Source organism: Bradyrhizobium diazoefficiens (assembly GCF_016616235.1).
In the GTDB taxonomy this organism is placed as follows: Bacteria; Pseudomonadota; Alphaproteobacteria; order Rhizobiales; family Xanthobacteraceae; genus Bradyrhizobium; species Bradyrhizobium diazoefficiens_H.
In genome coordinates, this window is sequence record NZ_CP067100.1 from 7,011,944 (window position 1) to 7,036,857 (window position 24,914).

A 24,914-nucleotide genomic window follows, 5' to 3' on the forward strand; every position below is an offset into this window, starting at 1 on the left:
CTTACCGCGTGAGCTTCTGGGCGTGCCGGTTGTCCGCCGTCGCATCCGCCTCCGACCAGGATTGCGGCTTGACCTTGTCGCCGGCGGCGAACTTCTGGAAGCCTTCGACCACGACCTTGTCGCCGGCCTTCAGGCCCTCGGTGACGAACCAGACACCGTCCTGCACCGATCCTGTGCGCACCGGCTGCACGGCAATGTGGTTGTCGTCCTTGACGACGAACACCTCGCTGCCGCCGCCGCCATTGCGCTGGATCGCCTGCTGCGGCACCGCGATGGCGTCGCTATCGAGGCCCTGGTCGATGCGGACGCGGACATACATGCCTGGCAGCAGCTCGCGCCTGGGATTGGGGAACTCGCCGCGCAAGGTCACCTGGCCGGTATGGGCGTCGACCTTGGCATCGGAGAACAGCAGCTTGCCGTCGAGCGAATAAAGCGTGTTGTCGTCGAGCACGAGGCGCACCTTGGCCGCATCGGCCGCGATGCGCTCGAGGTCGCCGCTCTCGAAGGAGCGGCGGAGTTGGTTGAGCTCAGTCGCCGACTGGGTGAAGTCGGCATAGATCGGATCGAGCTGCTGGATGGTGGCAAGATTGGTCTCGTTCTGCACCGCGAGCGCACCCTCGCTGACGAGGGCGGCACCGACCACGCCGTCGATTGGCGCGCGCACGGTGGCATAGTCGAGATTGAGTTTTGCGCGTGCGAGTTCCGCCTTGCGGCCTTCGACTTCGGCATGGGCCTGGCGTTCGGCCGCGATCGCCTTCTCGTTCTCGGCTTCGGGCGCGGCGCGCTGGCTGGTCAGCGTGGCGATACGACGCGCCTGCTGCCTTGCCTGCATCAGCGCGGCCTCGGCCTTGGCGAGCGCGGCCTCATTGGCCATCACCTCGACCTCGAACGGACGCGGATCGATGCGGTAGAGCGGATCGCCCGCCTTCACCTCGCTGCCCTGGCGGAACAGGCGCTCGACCACGATGCCGGAGACACGCGGCCGCACGTCGGAGACGCGGGTCGGCGCGATGCGGCCCGGCAGCTCGCGCACCACGGCGCGCGCCTGCGGCTTCACGATGACGATGCTGACGTCGGGTTCGGGAGCCTGCACCGCGGACACGGCGGAGCTGGATTCCTCGCAAGCAACAAGCAGCGGCGCAAAGGCCGCGAGCATCATTGCAACGCATGCCGATCGCGCGCGAAGTCCTGACATGAAGTGGGATGCCCCAGAATTGTTGAAACTGATCACGCGCCGCGCAACGCCCGTTCTGAACCATTCCGCGCCGATGATGCCGCCAACATAGAGGGGACTTGCTGCGGCGCAACGCACAGCGTGGGCGGCTCAATGTCACAGTGCCTAGGGCGCTGAGTTCAGTGCGCTTTTCAGGCTCACCGGATTGTGAGTCGGGTTCCATCGCATCGTTGCTGCGACGGAACATCGCAACTACTCTGCAGCCTTCATCCGGTACTGGCTGACGCCCCATTCGGTGCCGCCGGCATAGCCGAACAGGCCCGAGGTGGCGAGCAGGAACCAGCGCCAGCGGCGCATCCAGAGTGCGGTCTCCTCGCCATAGATCCTTTGCAGACTCGCCTCGATCGCGTCGCGATGGGCGTCGAAATTGGCGAGCCAGTCGTTCGCCGTGCGCTGATAGTGCGTGCCGCTCCAGCACCATTCCTTCTCGACCGCGAAGATGCCGTCGAACTGCCTGACGAGGTGATGGCTCGGCATCATCCCTTCGGTGAAGATGTGCTGCGCGATCCAGTCGTCGCGATCGGTCCGGTCGCACAGATGCGAGCCGCAGCGATGGGTGACGATGTGCATGAAGAAGCGCCCCTCGGGCGCGAGCCACGACCGCAGGCGCGTCATCAGCTTGCGCCAGTTCATGATCTGCTCGAACATCTCGATCGAGACGATGCGGTCGAACTGGCCGTCGGGTGCGAATGCATTCATGTCCGCGGTTATCACGCGCAGGTTCGGCAAGCCGCGCAGCCGCGCCTGCTCCTCGACATAGGCGCGCTGGCCTTGCGAGTTCGACACCGCCGTGATGTTCGCATGCGGAAACTGCCGCGCCATCCACAGCGACAGCGAGCCCCAGCCGCAGCCGAGCTCGAGAATGGTCTGGCCATCGGCGATGCCGGCATGCTCGACCGACTGGCGCAGCGCCTCCTCCTCGGCCTCCCGCAAGGTGGTCGCATCGGTCTTGTAGAAGCAGGACGAATATTTGAGGTTGGGGCCGAGCACCTGCGCGAAGAAAGACGCGGGCACCTCGTCATGGCCGGCATCCGCTACCTCAGAGATCGGCCGCAGCATCATCCGTCCGGCGAAGGCGGCATCGTCCGCGGCCCCAAGCGCGGACAGGCGCGCCGCCGTGCGCGAGCAGAGGCGCTGGATCGCGGCGCGGATCACGACGTCAGGCAGCGGCACGCGTTCGGCAGTCCCGATGATCGCGGACATGACGCTCATGCGTGCCCTCCCCCCTTGCCGGTTTTTCCTTGGGCGGCCATGGAAAGAAAGTCCGGTTTCGATGTTGGGTTCCGCGGCCCAGCCCCGAAATCGGCGCATCCGGCGCTTTTTTTGGGCTGGCGCTGTGCCATAGTGCGCACCGCAACCAAGCTTTCGTAATGGATGACACCGGCCATGCCGTCTGGCGCCTCGCCCCGCTCCCCCATGGATATCGAGTATACAAAGCTGTCCTCGCCCAGCGTCTTCCTGGTGCGGATGCTGGTTTTCCTGGTGCTGTGCGCGCTGGTGGGCGTCGTGCTCTACAAGCAGATCATCCAGGCCTTCTTCGCCAATCCCGGACTCAATGCCCTGATCGGCGGCGTGCTGTTCATCGGCATCATCCTGGCCTTCCGCCAGGTGATCCGGCTCTATCCGGAAGTGTCCTGGGTCAACAATTTCCGCATCGCCGATCCCGGCCTCGCCCCGTCCCGGCACCCCAAGCTGCTGGCGCCGATGGCCGCCATCCTCGGCGGCGAGCGATCCGGGCGGATGACGATCACCCAGACCACCATGCGGCATTTGCTCGATTCGATCGCGACCCGCCTGGACGAGGCCCGCGACATCTCCCGCTACATGACCGGGCTGCTCGTCTTCCTTGGCCTGCTCGGCACCTTCTGGGGCCTGATCGAGACGGTCGGCTCGGTCGGCAAGGTGATCGATGGGCTCAAGGTCGGCGGCGATTCCGGCGCGCTGTTCGACACGCTGAAGGAGGGCCTCGCCGCCCCGCTCGGCGGCATGGGCATCTCGTTCTCGAGTTCGCTGTTCGGCCTCGCCGGCTCGCTGATCCTCGGCTTCCTCGATCTGCAATCGAGCCAGGCCCAGAACCGCTTCTACACCGACCTCGAAGACTGGCTCGCCACCACCGTGCGCGAATATGGCAGCGGCGACGTCGCCGTGGCCGCCACAGGCGGCGGCGTTGCCAGCGGCGAGCTTCAGGCCGTCGTCGAGCGTCTGCGCTCCGTGCTGGAGGAAGGCAGCGCCAGCCGCGGCACCACCGCGGCGATGGCGAGCCTTGCCGAGGCGATCCAGGCGCTGGTCTCGCACATGCGCACCGAGCAGCAGATGATCCGCGAATGGGCTGACGGCCAGGGCGAGCAGAACCGCGAGATCCGCCGCCTCCTGGAGCGCATCGCGCGCCAGCCGGAGAAGAGTTGAGACGGCATCGTGCCCCGGACGCGACGCAGCATGAAATGATGCGTCGCTGAGCCGGGGCCCAGGGAAACCAGGAATGGGTCCCGGCTCTGCGCAGCAGCGTTGCACGCTGCGGCGCGTCCGGGACACGAAAGGACGGAGACGTAAATGGCTCTAGCGCGCGGCCGCCGCAGCGAAGGCGCCTTCAACTACTGGCCCGGCTTCGTCGACGCGCTGTCGACGCTGGTGCTGTCGATCGTGTTCCTGCTCTCGGTCTTCCTCGTCGTGCAGTTCTTCCTGTCGCAGGAGGTGACGGGCAAGGACAAGGCGCTGGAGCAGCTCAACGCCAAGATCGCGCAGCTCAACGAGTTGCTCTCGCTGGAGAAGCTCGGCAAGCTCTCGCTCGACGACCAGGTCTCGCAACTGAAGGCGGGCCTCGCTTCGGCGGAGTCCGAGCGCGACCGCATGAAGGGCCTCTATGAAGGCCTCGCCAATGCCGGCAATGACGCGCAGGGCAAGACCGCCGAGCTCGGCAAGGCGCTGGACTCAGAAAAGGCGGTCTCGGCACGGGCGCTGGCGCAGATCGAGGTGCTGAACCAGCAGATCAGCGCGCTGCGGCGGCAACTGGCGGCGCTGGAAGAGGCGCTCGATGCATCCGAGAAGCGCGACAAGGAATCGCAGAACCGCATCGCCGATCTCGGCTCCCGCCTGAACGTCGCGCTGGCGCAGCGCGTGCAGGAATTGTCGCGCTACCGCTCGGAGTTCTTCGGCCGCCTGCGCGCCATCCTGGGTAATCGCCCCGACATCCGCATCGTCGGCGACCGCTTCGTGTTCCAGTCCGAAGTGTTCTTCGACACCGGACAAGCAACGCTTCTGCCCGAGGGCCGCGCCGAGCTCGACACGCTGGCGGCCGCGCTGATCGACCTCGACAAGAAGATCCCGAGCGAGATTCCCTGGGTGCTGCGCGTCGACGGCCACACCGATGTGCGCCCGGTCAACGGCCCGAACTTCAAGTCGAACTGGGACCTGTCCGCGGCGCGCGCGATCTCGGTGGTGCAGTACCTGATCTCGCTCGGCGTCCCCGCCCAGCGTCTCGTCGCCGCCGGCTTCGGCGAATTCCAGCCGCTCGACACCGGCAACACCGAAGAGGCGTACAAGCGCAATCGCCGCATCGAGCTGAAGCTGACGGAGCGGTAGTGAGCGGCGTCCTCCACCTTCGCCCCTACCGGCCCGAGGACGAAGGGGCCGCGATCGACCTCTGGCATCGCACATGGCAGCAGGCCTATCCGCAGATCGACTTCGCCGCACGGCTCGCATGGTGGCGCGAGCGCTGGCGCAGGGATCTGGTGCCCAAGGCCCAGATCGTCGTTGCCGAACAGGACGGCGCGCTGACCGGCTTCGTCACGATCGACGACGACGGCTATCTCGACCAGCTCGTGGTCGATCCGGATCATTGGGGCTCGGATGCAGCGCGGCTGCTGGTGAATGAAGCCAAGCGGCTGTCGCCATCACACATCACCCTGCTCGTCAACAAGGACAATGCCCGCGCCATCCGCTTCTACGAACGCAACGGCTTTGCGCATGCCGGCGACGATGTGAATCCGACGTCGGGACGGCCGGTGCTGAAGATGGAATGGAAGCCGTAGGGATTTGCTGCCGCCTCCACTCTCCGCTGTCATGCGCCGCGAAGGCGGACATCCAGTACGCCGCGGCTTCTCCGTATCCCACCATCGCCTCTGGAATACTGGATCACCCGCTTTTGCGGGTGATGACGCCTGTTGTGGGAAAACAAGCGGGCCTCACGCCCCCTCGAACTGCAATCTCGCCAGCCGCGCATAAAGCCCGTTCGCGGCCACAAGCTCGGCATGCGTGCCCTGCTCGACGATCCTGCCCTGATCCATCACCAGAATGCGGTCGCAGGACAAAACGGTGGCGAGGCGGTGCGCGATGACCAGCGTGGTGCGATGGCGCATCAGCTCTTCCAGCGCGGTCTGCACCAGCGTCTCGCTTTCGGCGTCGAGCGCAGAGGTGGCTTCATCGAGCAGCAGCAGCGGCGCGTCGCGCAGGATGGCGCGGGCGATCGCGATGCGCTGGCGCTGGCCGCCTGAGAGCGTCACGCCGCGCTCGCCGAGCGGGGTCTCGAAACCTTCGGGCAGGCGGCGGATGAATTCGGCGGCATGCGCGAGCTCGGCGGCACGCTCAACCTCGGCATCGCTCGCATCGGGCCGGCCGAAGTGGATGTTCTCGCGGGCACTCGCGGCGAACACGTTCGACTCCTGCGGCACCAGCGCGATGCGGGCGCGGAAATCGCGCGGGTCGGCGGCCTTGACCGGCACGCCATCGAGCGAGATCACGCCGCTGCGCGGATCATAGAACCGCAGCAGCAGGTGAAAGATCGTGCTCTTGCCGGCGCCGGACGGGCCGACGATCGCAACCTTCTCGCCGGGGCGGATGGCGAACGAGACAGCGTCGAGCACGTTGACGTCGGGGCGCGCGGGATAGGCGAAGCTGACGCGGTCGAAGCCGACCTCGCCGCGGGCCGGGACTGGCAGCGCGCGCGGCGATGCGGGCGCTGCGATCTCGGGCTGCACGTGCAGGATCTCGAACAGGCGCTCGGCAGCGCCGGAGGCGGCCGACACCTCGCCCCAGACCTCGCTGAGCTGGCCGAGGCCCGCGGCGGCGAACGCCGCATAGAGCACGAACTGGCCGAGCCGGCCTGGCGTGATCGCGCCGGTCAAGACGTCATGCGAGCCGATCCAGAGGATCGCGACTACGCTGGCGAACACGATGAAGATGATGATGGCGGTCAGCACGGCGCGCGCCTGCGTCGAGGTGCGCGCGGCTTCATAGGCCTGCTCGACCTCGCCGCCGAAACGCGTCGCGGCCAGCTCCTCGCTGGTATAGGCCTGCACGGTGCGGATCGCGCCGACCAGCTCGCCGGCATAGGCCGAGGCGTCGGCCAGCGTATCCTGCGCGTTGCGCGACAGACGCCGCACCCAGCGCCCGAAGGCCACCAGCGGCAGCACGATCAGCGGTATGGCGAGCAGCACGAAGCCGGAGAGGCGCGGACTGGTGATCACCATCATCGCCGCGGCACCAAAGAACATCATCAGATTGCGCAGCGCGATCGAGACGGAGGCGCCGACCGCGGATTTGATCTGGGTGGTGTCGGCGGTGAGCCGCGACACCAACTCTCCGCTGCGCGCGGAATCGAAGAAGGCTGGCGAGAGCGACAAAAGATGCGCGAAGACGTCCCGCCTGAGGTCGGCGACGATCCGCTCGCCGATCGTCATCACGAGGTAGTAGCGCGCAGCGCTGGCCAGCGCGAGCACGGCGACAACCGCGATCATCACCGAGAAGTAGCTGTTGATCAGCGCGATGCCTTCGGGCGTCAGGCCGAAATCGATCATCCGGCGCACCGCGACCGGCACCAGCAGCGTGGTCAGCGCCGCGATCGTCAGCGCCACGAAAGCCAGCGCCGCCCGGCCGCGATAGCGGGCCACATAGGGCGCGAGCGCCAGCAGCGGCCGCAGCCTGGCGCGGCCCTTGGCGGGCTGCTCGATCAGGTCGGCTTCGATCGACGGGGCTTCCGCGGGCCCGGTTTCAAGCCGTTCAACTGCGCTCATAAGATCCGACCAAAAGGGAGACGTCCGCTCCACATAGGCCGGCGCGGGAGGAGTGGCAAATCCGGGATGTCACTTAAGTGACGGCCCGGTTCTCAAGTCCCTACAATGGCTTGTTTTAGGGGGGACTGTGGGGTATAGAGCCGCCCAAATCCGTCATCGATCATCACTCTAGCGATAGGCGCGGGCGCCGAGGAATTTGCCATGAAAGCCGACATTCATCCGAATTATCATACGATTAAGGTCGTCATGACCGACGGAACCGAGTACCTGACCCGCTCCACCTGGGGCAAGGAAGGCGACACGCTGAACCTCGACATCGACCCGAAGTCGCACCCGGCCTGGACCGGCGGCAATGCCCAGATCATGGACCGCGGCGGCCGCGTCTCGCGCTTCCAGAAGAAGTTTTCGGGCTTCCTCAAAAAGGATTGATCCGGCCCGCAAGGCTGGAGACGAAAAACGCCCCCGGAGAGCCGGGGGCGTTTTTGTTTGTGCAACTGTCGTTCCGGAGCGATGCGAAGCATCGAATCCGGAACCTGGAGATTCTCTGGTGCGCAAGTGCGCGCCATAGTTCGCGCTTCGCGCGCCCCGCAATGACAGCGAGAAGCCTTACCGCTCGAACGCGGCCTTCAGCGCGTTGAGATGCGGCACCAGCGGGTTGCCGATCGCGGGGAGTTCGGCCGGCGGCATGTGGATGGTGGTGTCGAGACGGCGGACGCGGGTCTGCAGGCTCATCGAGCGGTGGATCAGGTCCTGGAGCTGGGCCGGCAGCTTCTCGATGGTATCGGCGGGGCCGGGATCGGCGGCAGTGAGCTTGACCTTGGTCTTCTCGCGATTGGCCTGGACCAGCGTCATCTCGCCTTCCTTCACCGCGCGGTGGAGCAGCAGCCAAGAGGCGAGCTGCATCAGGCGGGTGGTGAGGCGCATGCTCTCGGTCGCATAGGTGAGGCTGACGGCACGGTCGAGCGCCTTGGCCTCGCTGCGGCCGGCGCCGTCGAGATAGGCGGCGGTCTCTTCGACGAGGTCCATGCCCTCGCGGAACAGGGCGCCGAAGGCCGCAGAATTGGTGAACCGCTCGCTGAGTTGAACGAGAGCGCCGTCGGCCTGCAAACGTTCCATGGTTAACGCCCCTTACGCAACTGTTTACCACCGGCTTAGGCCGCCGGATTATGATGAACAAATCATTGCGCGGGCGGGGCGCGGAGTCCAGCGACAAGCGCGGATATGGTTTCCGCGCGTCTTTCCCAGGGAATTCAACCGCAGGGAGAAGCAAAAAAGAGCCGCCGGAGACCGGCGGCTTTGAAAGTTGATAACAGGGAGGCGTCAAACAGAGTGGACAGGAGCCACTCGGTGTCCAAACGAGGACAGTTCCAGTCATAAAGCGAAAAGCTTAATCTGAAGTAAACGAGCTAATTTTTTGAGGGTTCGTTAGCCATGTCGGTCAGTGGCCGACGGGCCTCGGCAGGGCTCTCCGTCAAGCCCGGCCAGGACGCCGTGGAGGCGGCTCGCGCTGCTCTCTCTGGAAGTCCTAGGACTTGAACACACTGTTGGCCGCATCGCGCGAGGCGCGCTTTTTGCTGGCGGCTTCTTCCAGCCTGGCGATCTCGGTCCTGAGCAGGGAGACGCGTTCGGTCAGTTCCTCCACTGACAACAGTGAGAGATCCTGTCCGATCTCGTGGCTGACCTTCTTGCGCGGGCGGTCCTCGTCTTCAATGGCCATCATCGTTCCTCCAGGTCCGCCAGGCGGTCAAACCAAGTTGAACCCGTTGCCAGCGCAATCGGGGCTGGCTAATCAAATGCCTCGTTCCCGCATTTTCGCTCAAGGACCCATCATGGACAAGCTGCCCGCGCAAATGACCGTGGTTGCCATCTCCACTCCTGGCGGACCGGAGGTGCTGGTGCCGGAACGACGCGGCCTGCCGCAGCCCGGTCCCGACGAGATCCTGGTCAAGGTCGAGGCCGCCGGCGTCAACCGGCCCGACGTGGCGCAGCGCTCCGGCGCCTATCCGCCGCCGCCCGGCGCCAGCGACCTGCCCGGCCTCGAGATCGCCGGCGAGGTGGTCGCCGTCGGCAGCAACGCCAGGCGGCACAAGATTGGCGACAAGGTGATGTCGCTGGTCGCCGGCGGCGGTTATGCGCAGTACTGCATCGCCCAGGACGCCCAGGCCATGAGCGTGCCGCCTTCGCTGTCGATCAAGGAAGCCGGCGCGCTGCCGGAAACCCTGATGACGGTCTGGCACAACGTGTTCGAGCGCGGCGGCCTCAAAGCCGGCGAGACGCTGCTGATCCATGGCGGCTCCTCCGGCATCGGCACCATGGCGATCCAGCTCGCCAAGGCGTTCGGCGCAAAAGTGTTCGTCACCGTGGGATCGCAGGACAAGATCGACGCCTGCCTCAAGCTCGGGGCTGACCGCGCCATCAACTACAAGACGGAAGACTTTGTCGCCGTGGTCAAGGAAGAGACCGGCAAGGCCGGCGTCAATCTGATCCTCGATATGGTCGCCGGCGACTATGTCGACCGCAACTATGATGCCGCCGCGATCGACGGCCGCATCGTGCAGATCGCAACCCTGAACGGCCCCAAGATCACCGCCAACATCGCCAAGGTGATGGTGAAGCGGTTGACTCATACCGGCTCGACTCTGCGCCCCCGTAGTAATGCGGACAAGGCGGCGATGGTCGCCGCAATCGAAGCGAAAGTGATGCCGCTTTTGCGCGAAGGCCGCGTCAAACCGCTGATGGACAGCTCTTTCCCGCTGGAAAAGGCAGCCGACGCGCACCGGCGCATGGAGACGTCAGCACATATTGGCAAAATTGTGTTGGAGGTCTAGGCCAGCGGCCCACAGGGGACGGCGGAAACCCTTTGATTCTCCTTGCTTTCGTGGCATCTATCGCGACGCGCCGAACCACTTGCGGTCCGGTCTGACATCGTCTTTTCAAGACGCCTTGCACTCGCAGTTTGCGTCGAACGCGGAGAACTGACCTTGCGTCTGATCAGGTGCCTCGCGCCCATCGCGCTGGGTCTCATGATTCTTGTCGCCGCGTATCCCGCGCGTGCGCTCGACGCCGTCAGCGTCCGCAGTGACGCGCCCGCGATCGACCTTACCGGCGTGCTCGAGCATCAGCGCAGCGACGCCGATCGCATCCAGGTCTCCACTGCGCCCGGCACCGACGGCATAGTCCGCCGCATCGAGGTGCGCGCCCGGGAGGGCGGCGTGAACTGGGTGGTGTTCGCGCTCGCCAACAACACCGACGACCAGCTCGATCGCCTGATCGTCGCCCCGCACTACCGCATCGTTTCCTCGGGCCTGTTGTGGCCCGACCTCGGCCTGTCGCGCATCGCGACCATCACGCCCTCGATCGGCGACCGGCCGGAGCGGCAGGAAAGCGCAACCGCGGACGTGTTCCGCATCACGCTCGATCCCGGCGCCGTGGTTACCTTCGTCGCAGAGCTGCGCACCGACAAGCTGCCGCAGCTCTATCTGTGGGAACCTGAAGCCTACAAGGACAAGGTCAACTCGTTCACGCTGTACCAGGGCATCGTGATCGGCATTTCCGGCCTCTTGGCCCTGGTGCTGACCATCCTTTTCGTCGTCAAAGGCAGCATCATGTTCCCGGCCGCCGCGGCGCTGGCCTGGGCGGTGCTGGTCTATATCGGCGTCGATTTCGGCTTCTGGGGCAAGGTGCTTGACATGTCGAACAACGCCGAGCGCATCTGGCGCGCGGCGGGCGAGGCGATATTGGCGGCGACGCTGCTGGTGTTCCTGTTCGCCTATCTCAATCTCAGCCGCTGGCACGTGCGCTATTCGCACATCACGGTGGGCTGGCTGGCGTTCCTCGGCTCCCTCGTCGCGCTCGCTCTGTTCGATCCGGCCGTCGCCTCCGGCATCGCGCGCATCTCGCTGGTGCTGATCGCCTTCGCCGGTTTCGCGCTGATCGTCTATCTCTCCACCCACGGCTTCGACCGCGCGGTGCTGTTGATTCCGACCTGGTTTCTCCTGGTGGTCTGGGTGGTCGCGGCCGGTATGACGGTGGCCGGCTCCGTCACCAATGACATCGTCGGCCCGGCCCTGCTCGGCGGCCTCGTGCTGATCGTGATGCTGATCGGCTTCACGGTGATGCAGCACGCCTTTGCCGGCGGCGGCGCCACCACCGGCGTCGTCTCCGACATCGAGCGGCGCGCGCTGGCGCTCGCCGGGTCCGGCGATCTGATCTGGGACTGGGACGTGTCCGCCGACAAGGTTTTTACCAGCCCGGAGACGGAAGCCCTGCTCGGCCTCAAGCGCGGCACGCTGGAAGGCCCGGCCGCGTCCTGGTTAGAGGTGCTGCATCCGCTCGACCAGGACCGCTTCCGCGCCGCGCTCGACAGCGTGCTCGACCAGCGCCGCGGCCGCCTGGTGCAGGATTTCCGCCTGCGCACCCCGGACGGCCATTTCATGTGGTTCGCGCTGAAGGCCCGGCCGGTGGTCGGCTCGGACGGCGAGGTCTCGCGCGTGGTCGGCACGCTCACCGACGTAACCGAGCTGCGCAACGCCGAGGAGCGCCTGCTGCACGATTCCGTGCACGACAACCTCACCGGCTTGCCCAACCGCAAGCTGTTCATGGACCGGCTCGGCGGTGTCGCGAACTTCGCCAAGACCATGCCGACGCTGCGGCCGACGCTGATGGTGATCGACCTCGACCGCTTCAAGCAGGTCAACGATTCCGTCGGCATCGCGGTCGGCGATTCCATCCTGCTGACGCTGGCCCGCCGCCTCACTCGCATCCTGAAGCCGCAGGACACGCTGGCGCGGCTCGCCGGCGACCAGTTCGGCCTGATCCTGCTGTCGGAGCAGGACCCGGCCCGCATCACCGCCTTCGCCGAGACCATCCGCAAGACCATCCGCGCCCCGATCGCCTTCAACGAGCGCGAGATTTTCCTCACCGCCTCGATCGGCCTTGCCCTGTCTGATCCTCAGACGCAACTGACGGACGAGATCATCAAGGACGCCGAGCTTGCGATGTATCATTCCAAGCGCATCGGCGGCGACCGCATCGACGTCTACAAGCCCGCGATGCGCGCGCGAAAAACCGACCGGCTGACGCTGGAGAGCGAGCTGCGCCGCGCCATCGAGCGGCAGGAGATCTCCATCCTGTACCAGCCGATCGTGCGACTGGAGGATCGCTCGATCGCGGGCTTCGAGGCGCTGTCGCGCTGGGATCATCCGAAGCTCGGGCGCATGGCGCCCTCGGAATTCATCACCATCGCCGAAGAGACCGGCCTGATCGTCGATCTCGGCATGTTCGTGCTCGACCAGACCGCAAAACAGCTCTCGGTGTGGCAGCGCGCGATGCGCTCGCGCGAGCCGATCTTCGCCTCGGTCAACGTGTCCTCGCGGCAGTTGCTCCGCCACGACCTCATCCACGACGTGCGCACCGTGCTGTCGCGCTCCTCGGTGGCGCGCGGCACGCTCAAGCTCGAATTGACGGAATCGCTGGTGATGGAGAATCCGGAGCACGCCGCGCAAATGCTGACGCGGATCCGCGAGCTCGGCACCGGGCTGTCGCTCGACGATTTCGGCACCGGCCATTCCTCGCTGGCCTATCTGCAGCGCTTCCCGTTCGACACCATCAAGATCGACCAGTCCTTCGTGCGCACCACCAGCCGCGGCACGCGCCCGGTGATCCTGAAGTCGATCATCGCGCTCGCGCACGATCTCGGCATGGACGTGGTCGCGGAAGGCGCCGAGACCGATTCCGATGCGGTCGAGCTCTACCAGATGGGCTGCGAATACGCGCAAGGCTTCGCCTTCGGCGAGCCCATGGATGCCGACGCCGCGATGCGGCTCTTGACGGAAGTGCGGCTGGAAGCTGCGAGCTAGGCTCTCTTAATCTGCCCTGAAGGGCCCCTCCAGGGGAGGGTCGCTACGCATGAAGCGGAGCGAAATGCGTAGCGGGGTGGGGTGGCAGTCTCTCCGCCTCGAACACTGCCCCTGTGGAGAGATCACCCCACCCCGCTCGCGCTGCGCGCGATCGACCCTCCCCCTCCAGGGGAGGGTAAGCATCAAGGCACGCCGTTAGCGCCGCCGATCGCTCTTCAGCTTCGTGAACCGCACGCTCTGGCCATCCGGCATCCGCATCGCCTTGAAACCCGCGGCGAGGCAGGCTTCGCGCTGCGGCATCTGGATGTCGGGGCTGCGCAGGCTGTCCCACCACGAGGCACGGTTCGCCGCGCGTGGCAGGGCTGCGCCGATGATCTCCTCGATCTGCTCGAAGCTCAGCACGAACTCCGCCTGCTTCTGCCGCATCAGATAGTCGCGCAACGCGTCGTAGTCGTTCACGATTGTCCTCTCGTCGAAAGCGAAATCTGCCCCATTGAGCCTGCCCGCTGGACCGCCGAAAACCGTCAGCCGCATCAACCGGTTCTTAACTCATCGCGGCATCGCCGTCGCGGCTTAAACACTATGCAAGCTTTCGGGCGCATCCATCGGGATCGAGGGAACAAACGATGCCGTCTGGATGGCGCGAAGTCACGGCCCGCCAGCCGTGGCGGATTTCGGCGAAGCTGCTGATCATCTCGTCCGTGGTGACGGTGATCGGCTTTTCCGCCATTTGCGTCAACGTCATGCTCGACATGCGCCGGGGCGAGGAGGCGCTCGCCAGCCAGACGCTGGAGAACCTCGCGACCTCCATCGAAGCCGACATCAGCCGCAATATCGAGATCTACGATCTGTCGCTAAAGGCGGTCGCCAGCAACATGCTCGTGCCGGAGCTCGTCACCGTCTCCAAGCCGGTCCGCCAGCTGATCCTGTTCGACCATGCGACCACGGCGAGGCATTTCGGCGCGATCCAGGTGTACGATGCCGACGGCGGGCTGAGCATCGACGCCTCCACGCTCGACCCGGTGCCGGAGAACCGCAGCGATGAGGATTATTTCAAAATCCATCGGGACAATCCCGACGCCGGTCTCTTCATCAGCCGGCCGATGCTGTTCCGCGGCGCCTATTCGATCGTGCTGAGCCGGCGCATCAGCGACACCGACGGCGGCTTCATGGGGGTCGTCGCCGGCTCGATCCGCTTCAGCTATTTCCACGAATTGTTCGAGCGGCTGAACCTCGACCCCGACGACACCATCACCGTGCTGAGGCGCGACCGCACCATCATGATGCGGCGGCCGTTCGACCTCGACATCATCGGCAGGAACCTGAACGACCGCCAGAGCTGGAAGGCCGACAATCTCCAGGTCGGCACTGCCTATTCGGGACAGGGCCCGATCGATCCGACGGCACGGCTCTATGTCCGCAGCGGCGATGCCGGACCGCTGTTCGTGGTCGCGGGCAAGCCGCTCGCCGCGGTGTTCGCGCTCTGGCAGAAGGAGGCGTTACGGATCGGCGCGGTGGTGCTGGCGCTGGTGGTGTTCGTGCTGGCATCGACGCTCGTGCTCGCGCGCGAGATCGGCCGGCGCGCCGCGGCCGAGCGCAAGCTCGAGGAGATGGCGACGACGGATGCGCTCACCGGGCTGAAGAACCGCCGCAAGTTCGATGCCGTCATTGACGTCGAATGGCGGCGCGCGATGCGCCAGAGGACGCCGATCGCGCTCTTGATGATCGATGCCGATCACTTCAAGGCCTACAACGACACGTTCGGCCACCAGGCCGGCGACCAGGTGCTGGTCGGCATCGCCATCTGCATCTCGGATTCGGTGAGCCGCGCCGGCGACTGCGCCGCGCGCTATGGCGGCGAGGAGTTCGCCGTGCTGCTGCCGAACACGTCGGCCACCGATGCCTTCAAGGTCGCCGAGACGATCCGCGCCAAGGTGCAGGGCTGGTCCGACGACCAGGCGACCTCGACGGTCTCCTGCGGCATCGCGAGCCTCGTCCCCACGAGCGGCATGGAGTGGTCGATCCTGGTCGCCGCCGCCGACAAGGCGCTCTATGCCGCGAAAGCGAATGGGCGCAACCAATCGGTTGTGGCGAGCCTGCCGGCCCTGTCGCTGGCGGCGTGATTTAGGCTGTCGTTGCCAGGGGCAACGAACACAGCATCGGTGTCGCCCCTGCGAACGCAGGGACCCATAACCACAGGGAAGAGGTTGGCGAAGACTCGTCGTTCGATACTGCTACCGAACACAATGGATAGATTCCGCGGTATGGGGTCCCTGCGCCCCGTGCGCAATTGCGCACTAGGCAGGGACGACAGCGGAATGTGCAGCGGCTACTGCCCCAGATATTTCTTCATCTCCGCGATCAGCCCATCGCGCAGCTCCGGCCGCTTCAGGCCGTAGGCGATGTTGGCGCGGAGGAAGCCGGGCTTGGAGCCGCAATCATGGCGCTCGCCCTCGAACTCGACGCCGTAGAACTTTTGCGACTTGGCGAGGCCGATCATGGCGTCGGTAAGCTGGATCTCGCCGCCGGCGCCGCGCTCCTGGGTCTCCAGGATCTTGAAGATCTCCGGCTGGAGGATGTAGCGGCCGGTGATCGAGAGATTGGAGGGCGCGGTGCCCTTGGCCGGCTTCTCGACCATGCCCTCGACCTCGAACATCTTGCCGTTGCGTTTTCCGACGCCGCAGATGCCGTATTGGTGGGTGAGATGGTCGGGCACCGCCTCGACCGCGATCAGATTGGATTTCTCGCCGAGCGAGGCCGCCGTCTCGATCATCTGCTTCAGGCAGCCGGGCGTGTTGAGCACGAGCTCGTCGGGCAGCACCACCGCGAACGGCTCGTTGCCGACGATGTCGCGCGCGCACCAGACCGCATGGCCAAGGCCGAGCGGCGCCTGCTGGCGGGTGAAGCTGACCGCGCCGGCTTCCGGCTGGTTCTGCGCCAGAATTTCCTGCTCGGCCTTCTTGCCGCGTGCAGCGAGCGTTGCGTCGAGCTCGAACATCTTGTCGAAATGATCTTCGATGACATTTTTGTTGCGGCCGGTGACGAAGATGAAGTGCTCGATGCCGGCTTCCCGCGCTTCGTCATAGACGTACTGGATCAGCGGCTTGTCGACGATGGTCAGCATTTCCTTCGGCATCGCCTTGGTGGCGGGCAGCACGCGGGTGCCGAGGCCGGCGACGGGGAATACGGCTTTGCGAATTTTCATGGGAGCGATCGAATACCTGAGGACATCTGTGGCGGGAGCAATGGCACCTTGCTAGCCTGTTTGCAGCCGCCAACAAAGGCGGATGTGGGGCCTCTCGCGCACAGAGTTAAGAAAAAAGCAGCCAACAAAATTTCACCTTTGTTAAGCTATTGGCAACCGGTACCGGGCCTTCTGAGGACGGATTTCTGGCCGGACGCGTGAGGTATGATGCAATCGATGGCAGCGCTGGCGAAGCGTGCTGGATTTGTGACCAACGCGACAATCGTCGCGGCCGTCTTGCTGATGCCAACCAGCGTGAACGCCCAGTCGCAAAACGGCCTCTCCAACCTGTTCGGCGGCATTTTCTCCGGCTCCGATCCCGCGCCATCGCAGCCTGCGCCCGGCGGCGCCCAGACGGGAGCGTTGCCCTGGAGCGGCGAGGACGGCGCCTCCGGCCATCCGCTGATGACGGCCGCGGCGATCCGCGAGGCCGCCTCCAATTTTGACAATTGCGTCGCCGGGATGTGGCCCGATGCCGCGCGGCGCGGCATCACGCAGGAGAATTTCCAGCGCTTCACGGCCGGGCTCTCGCCTGACCTGCGCATTATGGACCTGATGGACTCGCAACCGGAATTTACGAAATCGATCTGGGACTATCTCGACATCCTCGTGAACGACAACCGCCTCGCGAGAGGCCGCGAGGTGCTCGCGCAATACAAGGCGCAGTTCGACGCCACGGAGAAGGCCACTGGCGTCGATCGCTATATCATCGCCGCGATCTGGGGCATCGAGTCCAATTACTCGACGCAGATGGGCGACCGCAGCGTGCTGCAATCGACCGCGACGCTCGCCTGCATCGGCCGCCGCCAAGCCTATTTCAAGGACGAGTTCCTCTCGGCGCTGGAGATCCTCAACCGGGGCGATCTCGGGCCCGAACAGATGCGAGGCTCCTGGGCCGGCGCGTTCGGCCCGACCCAGTTCATGCCGACCGCGTTCAAGCGCTTTGCCGTGGACGGCGATGGCGACGGAAGGCGCGACGTCGTCGACAATCCCGCCGACCTGATCGCCTCGACCGCCAACAATCTGAAGAAGGACGGCTGGCAGGCCGGCCAGACCTGGGGCTTTGAGGTCGTGGTGCCCCAGGGCTTCAACTACATGCTGGCCGATCGCGCCAAGGCGATGACGATCGCGCAATGGGAGAAGCTCGGGCTCAAGCGCGCAACCAACCAGCCCTTTCCGCATCCGGCCGAGAAGGCCTATCTGCTGGCGCCGGCGGGCGCGCAGGGCCCCGGCTTCCTGATGCTGCAGAACTTCCGCGTCATCATGAAATACAACCCGGCCGAGGCCTATGCGCTGGCGATCGGGCATTTCGCCGACCGGCTGCGCGGCGGGGCGCCCTTCGTGCAGCCCTGGCCCCGGCAGGAGCGCGAATTGTCCCGCAACGAACGCCTGGAACTCCAGCAGCTCCTGGCCCAGCGCGGCTTCTATAAGGGCACGCCGGATGGCCAGTTCGGCGGCCAAACCCGGGAGGCCCTGCGCAATTTCCAAGCCTCGATCGGGGTCCCCGCCGACGGATTTGCCTCCTCCGACGTGCTGGACCGGCTGCGCGGGCGCTGAAATCGCGCCGAAAGTAACCCTGAACAGGGATTTTGGCAGGCAGCCTTGACGGGGATGGCCGTTCCCCGGTGTATGGTCAAAGAATCTGCGACCAAAGCTGCCCGTTTGGCGCCTGATTCCGTTACTATATCGAGCCTATCCCGATCCTCATTGCGCGTGCCCGAGATCGCATGTCGAAGAAGTCCCTGTTCAAGGCGCTGACCGAGACCGGCCCGTTGATCGCGCTGGGGACGGCGCTTGCGATCCTGGTCTCGATTGCGGGACCCGCCTCGGCGCAATTCTTCAACTTCCCCGGTTTCGGCGGACCGCCGCAGCGCCAGGCTCCGCCCCCGCGCCACGGCGGTGGCGGCTGGTTCGGCGGCGACTTCTTCGCGCCATTCCAGCAGCAACAGCCGCAGGCGCCGCGCCAGGATTTTTCGCGCGCGCCGGCCCCGGCCAAGCGCGACGCCATTCCCGACAAGAACGTGCTGGTGATGGGCGACGCCATGGCGGACTGGCTCGCCTATGGTCTCGAGGACGCCTACAACGAGCAGCCCGACATGGGCGTGATCCGTAAGCACAAGACGACGTCCGGCCTGATCAAGTATCAGCCGAAGGGTGAGCCCTCGGACTGGGCGGCCGCAGCGAAGGGCATCCTCGAGACCGAGAAGCCTGACGTGATCGTCGTCATGCTCGGCCTCAACGACCGCATCTCGATCCGCGAGCCGGTCGCCGACAAGTCCGACAAAGACAAAGACAAGAAGAACGACAAGGGCGCGCGCGCCAAGCAATCGGCCAAGCAGGGTGACGCAAAGCCCGGCGATGCCAAGCCGGACACCGCCGCCAAACCCGACGACAAGCCGGCCGATACCGATCTGCCGCAGGACGATGCCGACAACGCCGATACGCCTGCGGCCGCGCCGGAAAAGACGGCGCGCAATCCGAGCGGCGTCTATGAGTTCCGCGACGAGCGCTGGATCGAGCTCTACGCCAAGAAGATCGAGGAGCTCGCGAACGTCCTCAAGGCCAAGGGCGCGCCGGTGCTCTGGGTCGGCCTGCCTGCGATCCGCGGCCCGAGGGGCACGGCGGACATGCTGTTCCTGGATTCGCTCTACCGCGAGGGCGCGGCCAAGGCCGGCATCACCTATGTCGACGTTTGGGACGGTTTCGTCGATGAAGCCGGCCGCTTCCTGCAGAAGGGCCCCGACTTCGAAGGCCAGATCCGCCAGCTGCGCAGCTATGACGGCGTCTATTTCACCAAGGCCGGCGCGCGCAAGCTCGCGCATTATGTCGAGCGCGAGATCACGCGCCTGCTGGCGGGGCGCTCCGGCCCGATCGCGCTGCCGAGCGAGCCGGCGACGCCCGACACCAGCGCCGAGCCCGGCAAGCCGGCGCCGCGGCCGCTGGCCGGCCCGATCGTGCCGCTGGTCGCGGCCTCGATCTCGACCGATCAATTGCTGGGCGGACCGGGCTCGCGTCCCGCCGCCGTCGATGCGCTCGCCGCAAAGACCATGGTGAAGGGCGAGCCGCTGACGGCTCCCGCCGGCCGTGCCGACGATTATGCCTGGCCGCGGCGCGAAGTCGGCCGCGAGCAGGCCAAGGGCGATACGCCGATGGCGGCAACGACGCCTGATGGCGGTGCTGCGTCGCCTTCGGCAGGCACGGGTGCCGCCGCGGCGATCGCGCCGCCGAAACCCGCTCCGAAGAAGCCGCCGGTTGTGCAGCAGCCCGCGCAGGCCACGCCGTCAATTCGCGATTTCTTCGGCTTCGGCTCGCCGCAGCCGCGGCAATTGGCGCCGGCGCCGCGCAATCCGAATCCCAATCCGGCGATCCCACGCCCGCCCGGCAATGTCGGACGCTCGGCGGAGATGTTCCGCTAGTCTCGTGTCCCGGACGCGCTGCAGCGTGCAAGGCTGCTGAGCCGGGACTCAGCTCCTCTCACGGCATTCGGAAAAGAATGGGCCCCGGCTCAGCAATGCAGCGTTTCCGGACGATGCTGCGCATCGCCTAGGCCGCATTGCGTCCGGGGCACGAGAGACGTGAGCTTTGGCTCAGCCGTAATAGCGCCAGCGCGACGGCGGCGGCCGGCGTGCCGGGCGCGACATCAGCAGCGCAAGTGCGAAGCCGATGCCGCCGGCGACCAGAAGCGAGCCGAGCGGATTGTCCTGCACCTTCTTCGACAGCGCCTGAGTGCCGTCGCGGAAGGTATCGCCGCTCGCCTCATAGGCATCCTTGGCGTAGCTGGTGGCGGTGTCTGCGGCTTCACGCGCCGCGTCCTTTGCCTGGCCGTACAGGTTCTGCACCGTACCTGCGGCTTCCCGCGCCTTGCCTGAGGCCTGCGTCTTTGCATCCCCCGCCATCTCGCCCACGGTGCCTTCCACGCCGCCTGCCATTTCCTTGGCCGACCCAATGATCCGATCCGCGTCCATGATAATCCTCCTCGGTGATCAGCCGAAGTAACCGATCAGAAGCAGCGCGGTTCCTTGTAATTCCCTCAGAGAATGAGCCCGCCGTCGACGACCAGCGTCTGGCCGATGATATAGGACGACAGCGGCGAGGCCAGGAACAGCGCGGCGCCCGCCATGTCAGCGGGCGTGCCCAATCGCCGCAGCGGAATGCGCGACAATGCACCTTCGAGCCGCTTGGGATTGTCGGTGGTCACCTTCGTCATCTTGGTATCGACGAGCCCGGGCGCGATGCCGTTGACGCGGATGCCGTCCTCGGCCCAAGCCTCGCCGAGCGTCCGCGTCAATCCGACCGCGCCGGTCTTCGAGGCATTGTAGGCGGGATTGCCCATGGTGGAATGATAGGCCGCGGTGGAGGACACCATGATCAGCGCGCCCTTGGCATCCCGCAGCATGGAATGGAAACGGGTTGCGCACGCCATCAGGCTCATCAGATTGACCTCGACGACCTTGCGGAAGCCAGCCATCTCGAATTCGCCGCGGCGATAGATCACCGCGCCCTGCGCGAGCACGAGGACGTCGAGCCGCTCGAACGACGGCTTGAATGCTTCGATCGCGCTCGCGTTGCTGACATCGAGCTGCGCGTAAGCAAGGCCGGTGAGATCGGAGCCTTCGCCGGCTGAATATTCCGTTGCGTGAGCACGCGTGCCGCAAACCGCCACGCTAGCGCCCCTCGCACGAAACGCTTGCGCGATGCCGTTGCCGATGCCGCTGGAACCGCCGACGACCAGCACCTGCCTGCCTGAAAAATCGAGCTCGTTCGCCATCGCAGCCTCCCCTTTGTTGTGCTGGTTTGACCTGTCTGCGGATCGATGCCAGCCTCATCGATCTCAGAACAAGAAGCAAGACGCCGCGGGGAAACAGCATGTCCGGGTTCAAACAGCTCAGCCGGTCCGTGAAGGGCCTGACCGTTCTCGTCACCGGCGCGGCCAGCGGCATGGGGCGCGCGACCGCGCGCGTGTTTGCGGGCGAAGGCGCGAACGTCGCCGTCACCGATTTTGACGAGCAAGGCGCGCTAGCCGTGGCCAAGGAGATCGCGGCGAGCGGCGGAGCCGCGAAGGCCTGGAAGCTCGACGTCGCCGATGCGAGCGAGATCAAGCGCGTGGTCAATGATGTCGCCGCGCATTTCGGCGGGCTCGATGTCGTCGTCAACAATGCCGGCCTCTCCGTGCGCGTCGCGATCGACGACGAGACCTATGAGGACGCCTGGGCCAGGGGCATCGCGGTGATGCTGACGGCGCATCCGCGCATCATCCGCGCCGCGCTGCCGCATTTGCGCAAGTCGAAGAGCCCGCGCATCGTCAACATCGCCTCGACCGAGGCGCTCGGCGCCACCGCACTGCACAGCCCCTATTCGGCGGCGAAGGGGGGCGTCGCGAGCCTCACGCGTTCGCTTGCCGTCGAGCTGGGCCGCGAAGGTATCACCGTCAACTGCATATGCCCGGGGCCGATCCGCACCGCCATAACCGACCGCATCTCCGAGGAGCACAAGACCATCTACGCCAAGCGCCGCACTGCACTTGGCCGCTACGGCGACCCGGAAGAGGTCGCGCATATGACGCTGAGCCTTTGTTTGCCGGCGGCGTCGTTCCTGACGGGCGCGGTGATCCCCGTCGACGGCGGGTTGATGGCACGCAACGCGTGAGAGCTATGCACGCCGAGCGTTGACATCCGCTAGTGCCGGAGTAGCTTTTTCACCGACAGAGCGGGACCAACCGCTCGCACCCTGCGGGAGAAAACACCATGACGATCGCCATCCGGCAGCTTCAAAAGCATTTTGTCGGCGAGGTTTCGGGCCTCGACCTGCGAAAGCCGCTTACGCCGGATGAGGCGCGAGACGTCGAGGCCGCCATGGACAAATATGCCGTGCTCGTCTTCCACGACCAGGACATCACCGACGAGCAGCAGATGGCCTTTGCGCTGAATTTCGGCCCGCGCGAGGACGCGCGCGGCGGAAACATCACCAAGGAAAAGGATTACCGGCTCCAGTCCGGCCTCAACGACGTCTCCAATCTCGGCAAGGACGGCAAGCCGCTTGCGAAAGACAGCCGCACGCATCTGTTCAATCTCGGCAACTGCCTGTGGCATTCCGACAGCTCGTTCCGCCCGATCCCGGCAAAATTCTCGCTGCTGTCGGCGCGCGTGGTGAACCCGAAGGGCGGCAACACCGAATTCGCCGACATGCGCGCCGCCTATGACGCGCTTGACGATGAAACCAAGGCGGAGATCGAGGATCTCGTCTGCGAGCACTCGCTGATGTATTCGCGGGGATCGCTCGGCTTCACCGAGTACACGGACGAAGAGAAGGAGATGTTCAAGCCGGTGCTGCAGCGGCTGGTGCGGACGCATCCGGTGCATCGCCGCAAGTCGCTGTATCTGTCCTCACATGCCGGCAAGGTCGTCGGCATGAGCGTGCCCGAAGGACGGCTGTTGCTGCGCGATCTCAACGAGCACGCGACGCAAGCAGAGTTCGTCTACGTCCACCAATGGAAGCTGCATGACCTCGTGATGTGGGACAACCGCCAGACCATGCACCGCGTCCGCCGCTACGACCAGTCCCAGCCGCGCGACATGCGCCGGGCGACGGTGGCGGGAACCGAGCCGACGGTGCAGCAGCAGGCGGCGGAGTAGGCTCCCCCCTTAGCAACCGGCGTCATCGCCCGGCTTGACCGGGCGATCCAGTACTCCGAGACAATTGTGATGGAATCGATGGGCCGCGGCGTACTGGATGCCCCGGACAAGCCGGGCATGACAGTGGAGGGTGGCGCAGGACACGCGATACGTCGGGACAGCGCCAGCTACGCGTGCCCCGCCTCGTTCGAGAGCATGCCGGGGTCGATGCCGATCTTGCGCAGGGCGCGGCCGTACTTCTCCTCGACGTCGTCGCCGAAGATCAGGTCGGCATCGGCGTCGCAATGCAGCCAGCCGTTGCTCTGGATCTCGGTCTCGAGCTGGCCCGGCGCCCAGCCGGCATAGCCGAGCGCGAGGATGGCGTGCTTGGGGCCGGAGCCGTTGGCGATCGCGCGCAGGATGTCGACGGTCGCGGTGAGGCAGACCCCGTCATCGATGCGCAGCGTTGCCTTCTCGATGTAGAAATCGCTCGAATGCAGCACGAAGCCGCGGCCGGTGTCGACGGGGCCACCCTGCAGGACCTTCATGGTCTCGGCGTTGCCGGGCAGCTTGATGTGCTCGCCCTTCTTGATGATGCCGAGCTGCTGCAAGAGCTCGGGGAAGTCGATGCTGCCGGCCGGCTGGTTGACGATGATGCCCATCGCGCCTTCGGCCGAATGCGCGCAGAGATAGATCACCGAGCGCTCAAAGCGGGAATCGCCCATCACGGGCATGGCGATCAGAAGCCGGCCGTCAAGATAACCGGCCGAACTGGGGAGCCCGGGGCTCGCGCTGCGGGTGCTTTCGCCCGTCCTTTTGCCTGTAGGAGCCATCGGTGAAGCACTCCGGTTTCAATTCCTATCCTGATGTCGGGCCGGGCCGCTGTCAAATCAAGGCTTGTAGGCCAAGACTTGCAGAGGCCTGATTGAAGTGCATCCATCACAAGCAATTCAATGGTTTGCCCTGGGGTGACCCTGTAAAGACGTGCCATGCTGACAAGAGTTCCCCTGCGTGCGGCGATTGGTGTCGCGACAACCCTGCTTGCGTCGACGCTGGCGTTGGCAGCCCAAGCCGATGACGCTTCGCCCTGGCAGCGCGACGGACATTCCGCGGTGCGGCTGCTCGCGGGATCGCGCAGCGGCACGGTCCTGCTCGGCGGTATCGCCTTCCAGATCCAGCCGGGATGGAAGACCTATTGGCGCATGCCGGGCGATTCCGGCGTTCCGCCGCGGTTCGACTTCTCGAAATCGGATAATGTCGATGCGGTGACAGTGATGTGGCCGGCGCCGGAAAAATTCGATGACGGCGCGGGCGGCCACTCGATCGGCTATCACGGCCAGGTCGTGCTGCCGTTGCGCATCGTGCCCAAGGCGGCCGACAAGCCGGTGACGCTGCGCGCCGAGATCAACTACGCGGTGTGCGAAAAGCTCTGCATTCCCGTCGAGGCCCATGCCGAGCTCGGCTTCAACAACGTCGCCTCGACCGAGGACGCGAACCTGCGTGCTGCGCTGGACACGGTGCCGAAGCCGGCCAATGTCGGCGATCCCAATCCGCTGACCATTCGCGACGTCAAGCGCGACGGGCCCAAGAACGTGGTGGTCGACGTGGCCGTGCCCGATACGCGCAAGGTCAATCTGTTCGTGGAAGGGCCAACGCCGGATTGGGCACTACCGATTCCGGTCCCGGTCGACCAGAGCCCGCCGGGCGTGAAGCGATTTACGTTCGAGCTCGACGGATTGCCGCCCGGCGCCAAGGCCGACGGTGCGGCGCTGAAATTCACGCTGGTCGGGCCGGAGAAATCGTACGAGTTCAACACGAATTTGGAGTGAGGCCGAGCTGTCGTGCCGACCGAGTCAGGACGCCAGGGAGACGAGTCGCTCTCCGGCTCCCCACATTCCGCTGTCGTCCCCGACAAGCGTAGCGAAGCGGAGCGCCGATCCGGGATCCATAGCCACAGGA

Annotated in this window: 22 protein-coding genes; 12 read left to right on the forward strand and 10 right to left on the reverse strand. The window is 65.6% G+C overall.

Annotated features, from left to right (window positions below; genetic code table 11):
* Nucleotide 1: 1 nt before the first annotated feature.
* A complete protein-coding gene (locus tag JJB99_RS33010) occupies nucleotides 2-1,195 on the reverse strand; it encodes an efflux RND transporter periplasmic adaptor subunit (protein WP_200496285.1) in 1,194 nt (397 codons plus the stop codon).
* A 231-nt stretch (nucleotides 1,196-1,426) separates the two neighbouring features.
* The gene (locus JJB99_RS33015; protein ID WP_200496286.1) at nucleotides 1,427-2,446 is read right to left on the reverse strand and encodes an SAM-dependent methyltransferase; all 1,020 of its coding nucleotides are present in this window, start codon (nucleotides 2,444-2,446) and stop codon (nucleotides 1,427-1,429) included.
* Between the two features lie 174 nt (nucleotides 2,447-2,620).
* Between JJB99_RS33015 and JJB99_RS33020 the strand changes: the two genes are divergently transcribed.
* From JJB99_RS33020 to JJB99_RS33030, 3 genes are all read left to right on the forward strand, one after another.
* Complete coding sequence (locus tag JJB99_RS33020; protein ID WP_200496287.1) at nucleotides 2,621-3,640, forward strand: flagellar motor protein MotA; 1,020 nt, start codon at nucleotides 2,621-2,623, stop codon at nucleotides 3,638-3,640.
* Between the two features lie 144 nt (nucleotides 3,641-3,784).
* Complete coding sequence (locus tag JJB99_RS33025; protein ID WP_200496288.1) at nucleotides 3,785-4,813, forward strand: peptidoglycan -binding protein; 1,029 nt, start codon at nucleotides 3,785-3,787, stop codon at nucleotides 4,811-4,813.
* Nucleotides 4,813-5,262, forward strand: coding sequence for a GNAT family N-acetyltransferase (locus JJB99_RS33030; RefSeq protein WP_200496289.1), 450 nt, complete (start codon nucleotides 4,813-4,815; stop codon nucleotides 5,260-5,262). The genes JJB99_RS33025 and JJB99_RS33030 overlap by 1 nt, the downstream gene beginning before the upstream one ends.
* 153 nt (nucleotides 5,263-5,415) lie before the next feature.
* Here JJB99_RS33030 and JJB99_RS33035 read toward each other — a convergent pair whose 3' ends face one another.
* Nucleotides 5,416-7,242, reverse strand: coding sequence for an ABC transporter ATP-binding protein/permease (locus JJB99_RS33035; RefSeq protein ID WP_200496290.1), 1,827 nt, complete (start codon nucleotides 7,240-7,242; stop codon nucleotides 5,416-5,418).
* A gap of 201 nt (nucleotides 7,243-7,443) precedes the next feature.
* Here JJB99_RS33035 and rpmE point away from each other — a divergent pair, with 201 nt between their 5' ends.
* Nucleotides 7,444-7,671, forward strand: coding sequence for a 50S ribosomal protein L31 (gene rpmE, locus JJB99_RS33040; protein WP_200496291.1), 228 nt, complete (start codon nucleotides 7,444-7,446; stop codon nucleotides 7,669-7,671).
* 177 nt (nucleotides 7,672-7,848) lie between these two features.
* Here rpmE and JJB99_RS33045 read toward each other — a convergent pair whose 3' ends face one another.
* Both JJB99_RS33045 and JJB99_RS33050 read right to left on the reverse strand, forming a co-directional pair.
* Nucleotides 7,849-8,358 (reverse strand): DUF1465 family protein, encoded by a 510-nt coding sequence (locus tag JJB99_RS33045; RefSeq protein ID WP_200496292.1) that lies wholly within the window; start codon nucleotides 8,356-8,358, stop codon nucleotides 7,849-7,851.
* Between the two features lie 409 nt (nucleotides 8,359-8,767).
* Entirely contained in the window at nucleotides 8,768-8,959 is a 192-nt protein-coding gene (locus tag JJB99_RS33050; RefSeq protein WP_200496293.1) for a DUF1192 domain-containing protein, read from the reverse strand.
* Between the two features lie 112 nt (nucleotides 8,960-9,071).
* Here JJB99_RS33050 and JJB99_RS33055 point away from each other — a divergent pair, with 112 nt between their 5' ends.
* Nucleotides 9,072-10,070 carry an NAD(P)H-quinone oxidoreductase gene (locus JJB99_RS33055; RefSeq protein ID WP_200496294.1) on the forward strand — a complete coding sequence of 333 codons (999 nt, stop codon included), beginning with the start codon at nucleotides 9,072-9,074 and terminating at the stop codon, nucleotides 10,068-10,070.
* Between the two features lie 153 nt (nucleotides 10,071-10,223).
* A complete protein-coding gene (locus JJB99_RS33060; RefSeq protein WP_200496295.1) occupies nucleotides 10,224-13,100 on the forward strand; it encodes an EAL domain-containing protein in 2,877 nt (958 codons plus the stop codon).
* Nucleotides 13,101-13,295: 195 nt separating this feature from the next.
* Here the strand turns inward: JJB99_RS33060 and JJB99_RS33065 are convergent, their stop codons facing one another.
* Nucleotides 13,296-13,559 carry a DUF7662 domain-containing protein gene (locus tag JJB99_RS33065; protein ID WP_200496296.1) on the reverse strand — a complete coding sequence of 88 codons (264 nt, stop codon included), beginning with the start codon at nucleotides 13,557-13,559 and terminating at the stop codon, nucleotides 13,296-13,298.
* Between the two features lie 167 nt (nucleotides 13,560-13,726).
* On the opposite strand from JJB99_RS33065, the gene JJB99_RS33070 reads away from it, so the two are divergent.
* Nucleotides 13,727-15,223, forward strand: coding sequence for a sensor domain-containing diguanylate cyclase (locus JJB99_RS33070; RefSeq protein ID WP_200496297.1), 1,497 nt, complete (start codon nucleotides 13,727-13,729; stop codon nucleotides 15,221-15,223).
* 206 nt (nucleotides 15,224-15,429) lie between these two features.
* Here the strand turns inward: JJB99_RS33070 and JJB99_RS33075 are convergent, their stop codons facing one another.
* On the reverse strand, nucleotides 15,430-16,305 hold the full coding sequence (locus tag JJB99_RS33075) for a UTP--glucose-1-phosphate uridylyltransferase (protein WP_200496298.1): 876 nt from the start codon (nucleotides 16,303-16,305) through the stop codon (nucleotides 15,430-15,432).
* A 207-nt stretch (nucleotides 16,306-16,512) separates the two neighbouring features.
* Here JJB99_RS33075 and JJB99_RS33080 point away from each other — a divergent pair, with 207 nt between their 5' ends.
* Nucleotides 16,513-17,901, forward strand: coding sequence for a lytic murein transglycosylase (locus JJB99_RS33080; protein ID WP_246775090.1), 1,389 nt, complete (start codon nucleotides 16,513-16,515; stop codon nucleotides 17,899-17,901).
* 170 nt (nucleotides 17,902-18,071) lie between these two features.
* The gene (locus JJB99_RS33085) at nucleotides 18,072-19,760 is read left to right on the forward strand and encodes an SGNH/GDSL hydrolase family protein (RefSeq protein ID WP_200496300.1); all 1,689 of its coding nucleotides are present in this window, start codon (nucleotides 18,072-18,074) and stop codon (nucleotides 19,758-19,760) included.
* Between the two features lie 171 nt (nucleotides 19,761-19,931).
* Here the strand turns inward: JJB99_RS33085 and JJB99_RS33090 are convergent, their stop codons facing one another.
* Together JJB99_RS33090 and JJB99_RS33095 are read right to left on the reverse strand one after the other, a co-directional pair.
* A complete protein-coding gene (locus JJB99_RS33090; protein WP_200496301.1) occupies nucleotides 19,932-20,309 on the reverse strand; it encodes a CsbD family protein in 378 nt (125 codons plus the stop codon).
* 65 nt (nucleotides 20,310-20,374) lie between these two features.
* The gene (locus JJB99_RS33095) at nucleotides 20,375-21,112 is read right to left on the reverse strand and encodes an SDR family NAD(P)-dependent oxidoreductase (protein ID WP_200496302.1); all 738 of its coding nucleotides are present in this window, start codon (nucleotides 21,110-21,112) and stop codon (nucleotides 20,375-20,377) included.
* 98 nt (nucleotides 21,113-21,210) lie between these two features.
* Here JJB99_RS33095 and JJB99_RS33100 point away from each other — a divergent pair, with 98 nt between their 5' ends.
* Both JJB99_RS33100 and JJB99_RS33105 read left to right on the forward strand, forming a co-directional pair.
* Entirely contained in the window at nucleotides 21,211-21,990 is a 780-nt protein-coding gene (locus JJB99_RS33100) for an SDR family NAD(P)-dependent oxidoreductase (RefSeq protein ID WP_200496303.1), read from the forward strand.
* A gap of 98 nt (nucleotides 21,991-22,088) precedes the next feature.
* A complete protein-coding gene (locus JJB99_RS33105) occupies nucleotides 22,089-22,976 on the forward strand; it encodes a TauD/TfdA dioxygenase family protein (protein WP_200496304.1) in 888 nt (295 codons plus the stop codon).
* A gap of 167 nt (nucleotides 22,977-23,143) precedes the next feature.
* Here the strand turns inward: JJB99_RS33105 and JJB99_RS33110 are convergent, their stop codons facing one another.
* Entirely contained in the window at nucleotides 23,144-23,788 is a 645-nt protein-coding gene (locus JJB99_RS33110; RefSeq protein ID WP_200496305.1) for a YqgE/AlgH family protein, read from the reverse strand.
* Nucleotides 23,789-23,944: 156 nt separating this feature from the next.
* Between JJB99_RS33110 and JJB99_RS33115 the strand changes: the two genes are divergently transcribed.
* On the forward strand, nucleotides 23,945-24,784 hold the full coding sequence (locus JJB99_RS33115; RefSeq protein ID WP_200496306.1) for a protein-disulfide reductase DsbD domain-containing protein: 840 nt from the start codon (nucleotides 23,945-23,947) through the stop codon (nucleotides 24,782-24,784).
* Nucleotides 24,785-24,914 lie beyond the last annotated feature (130 nt).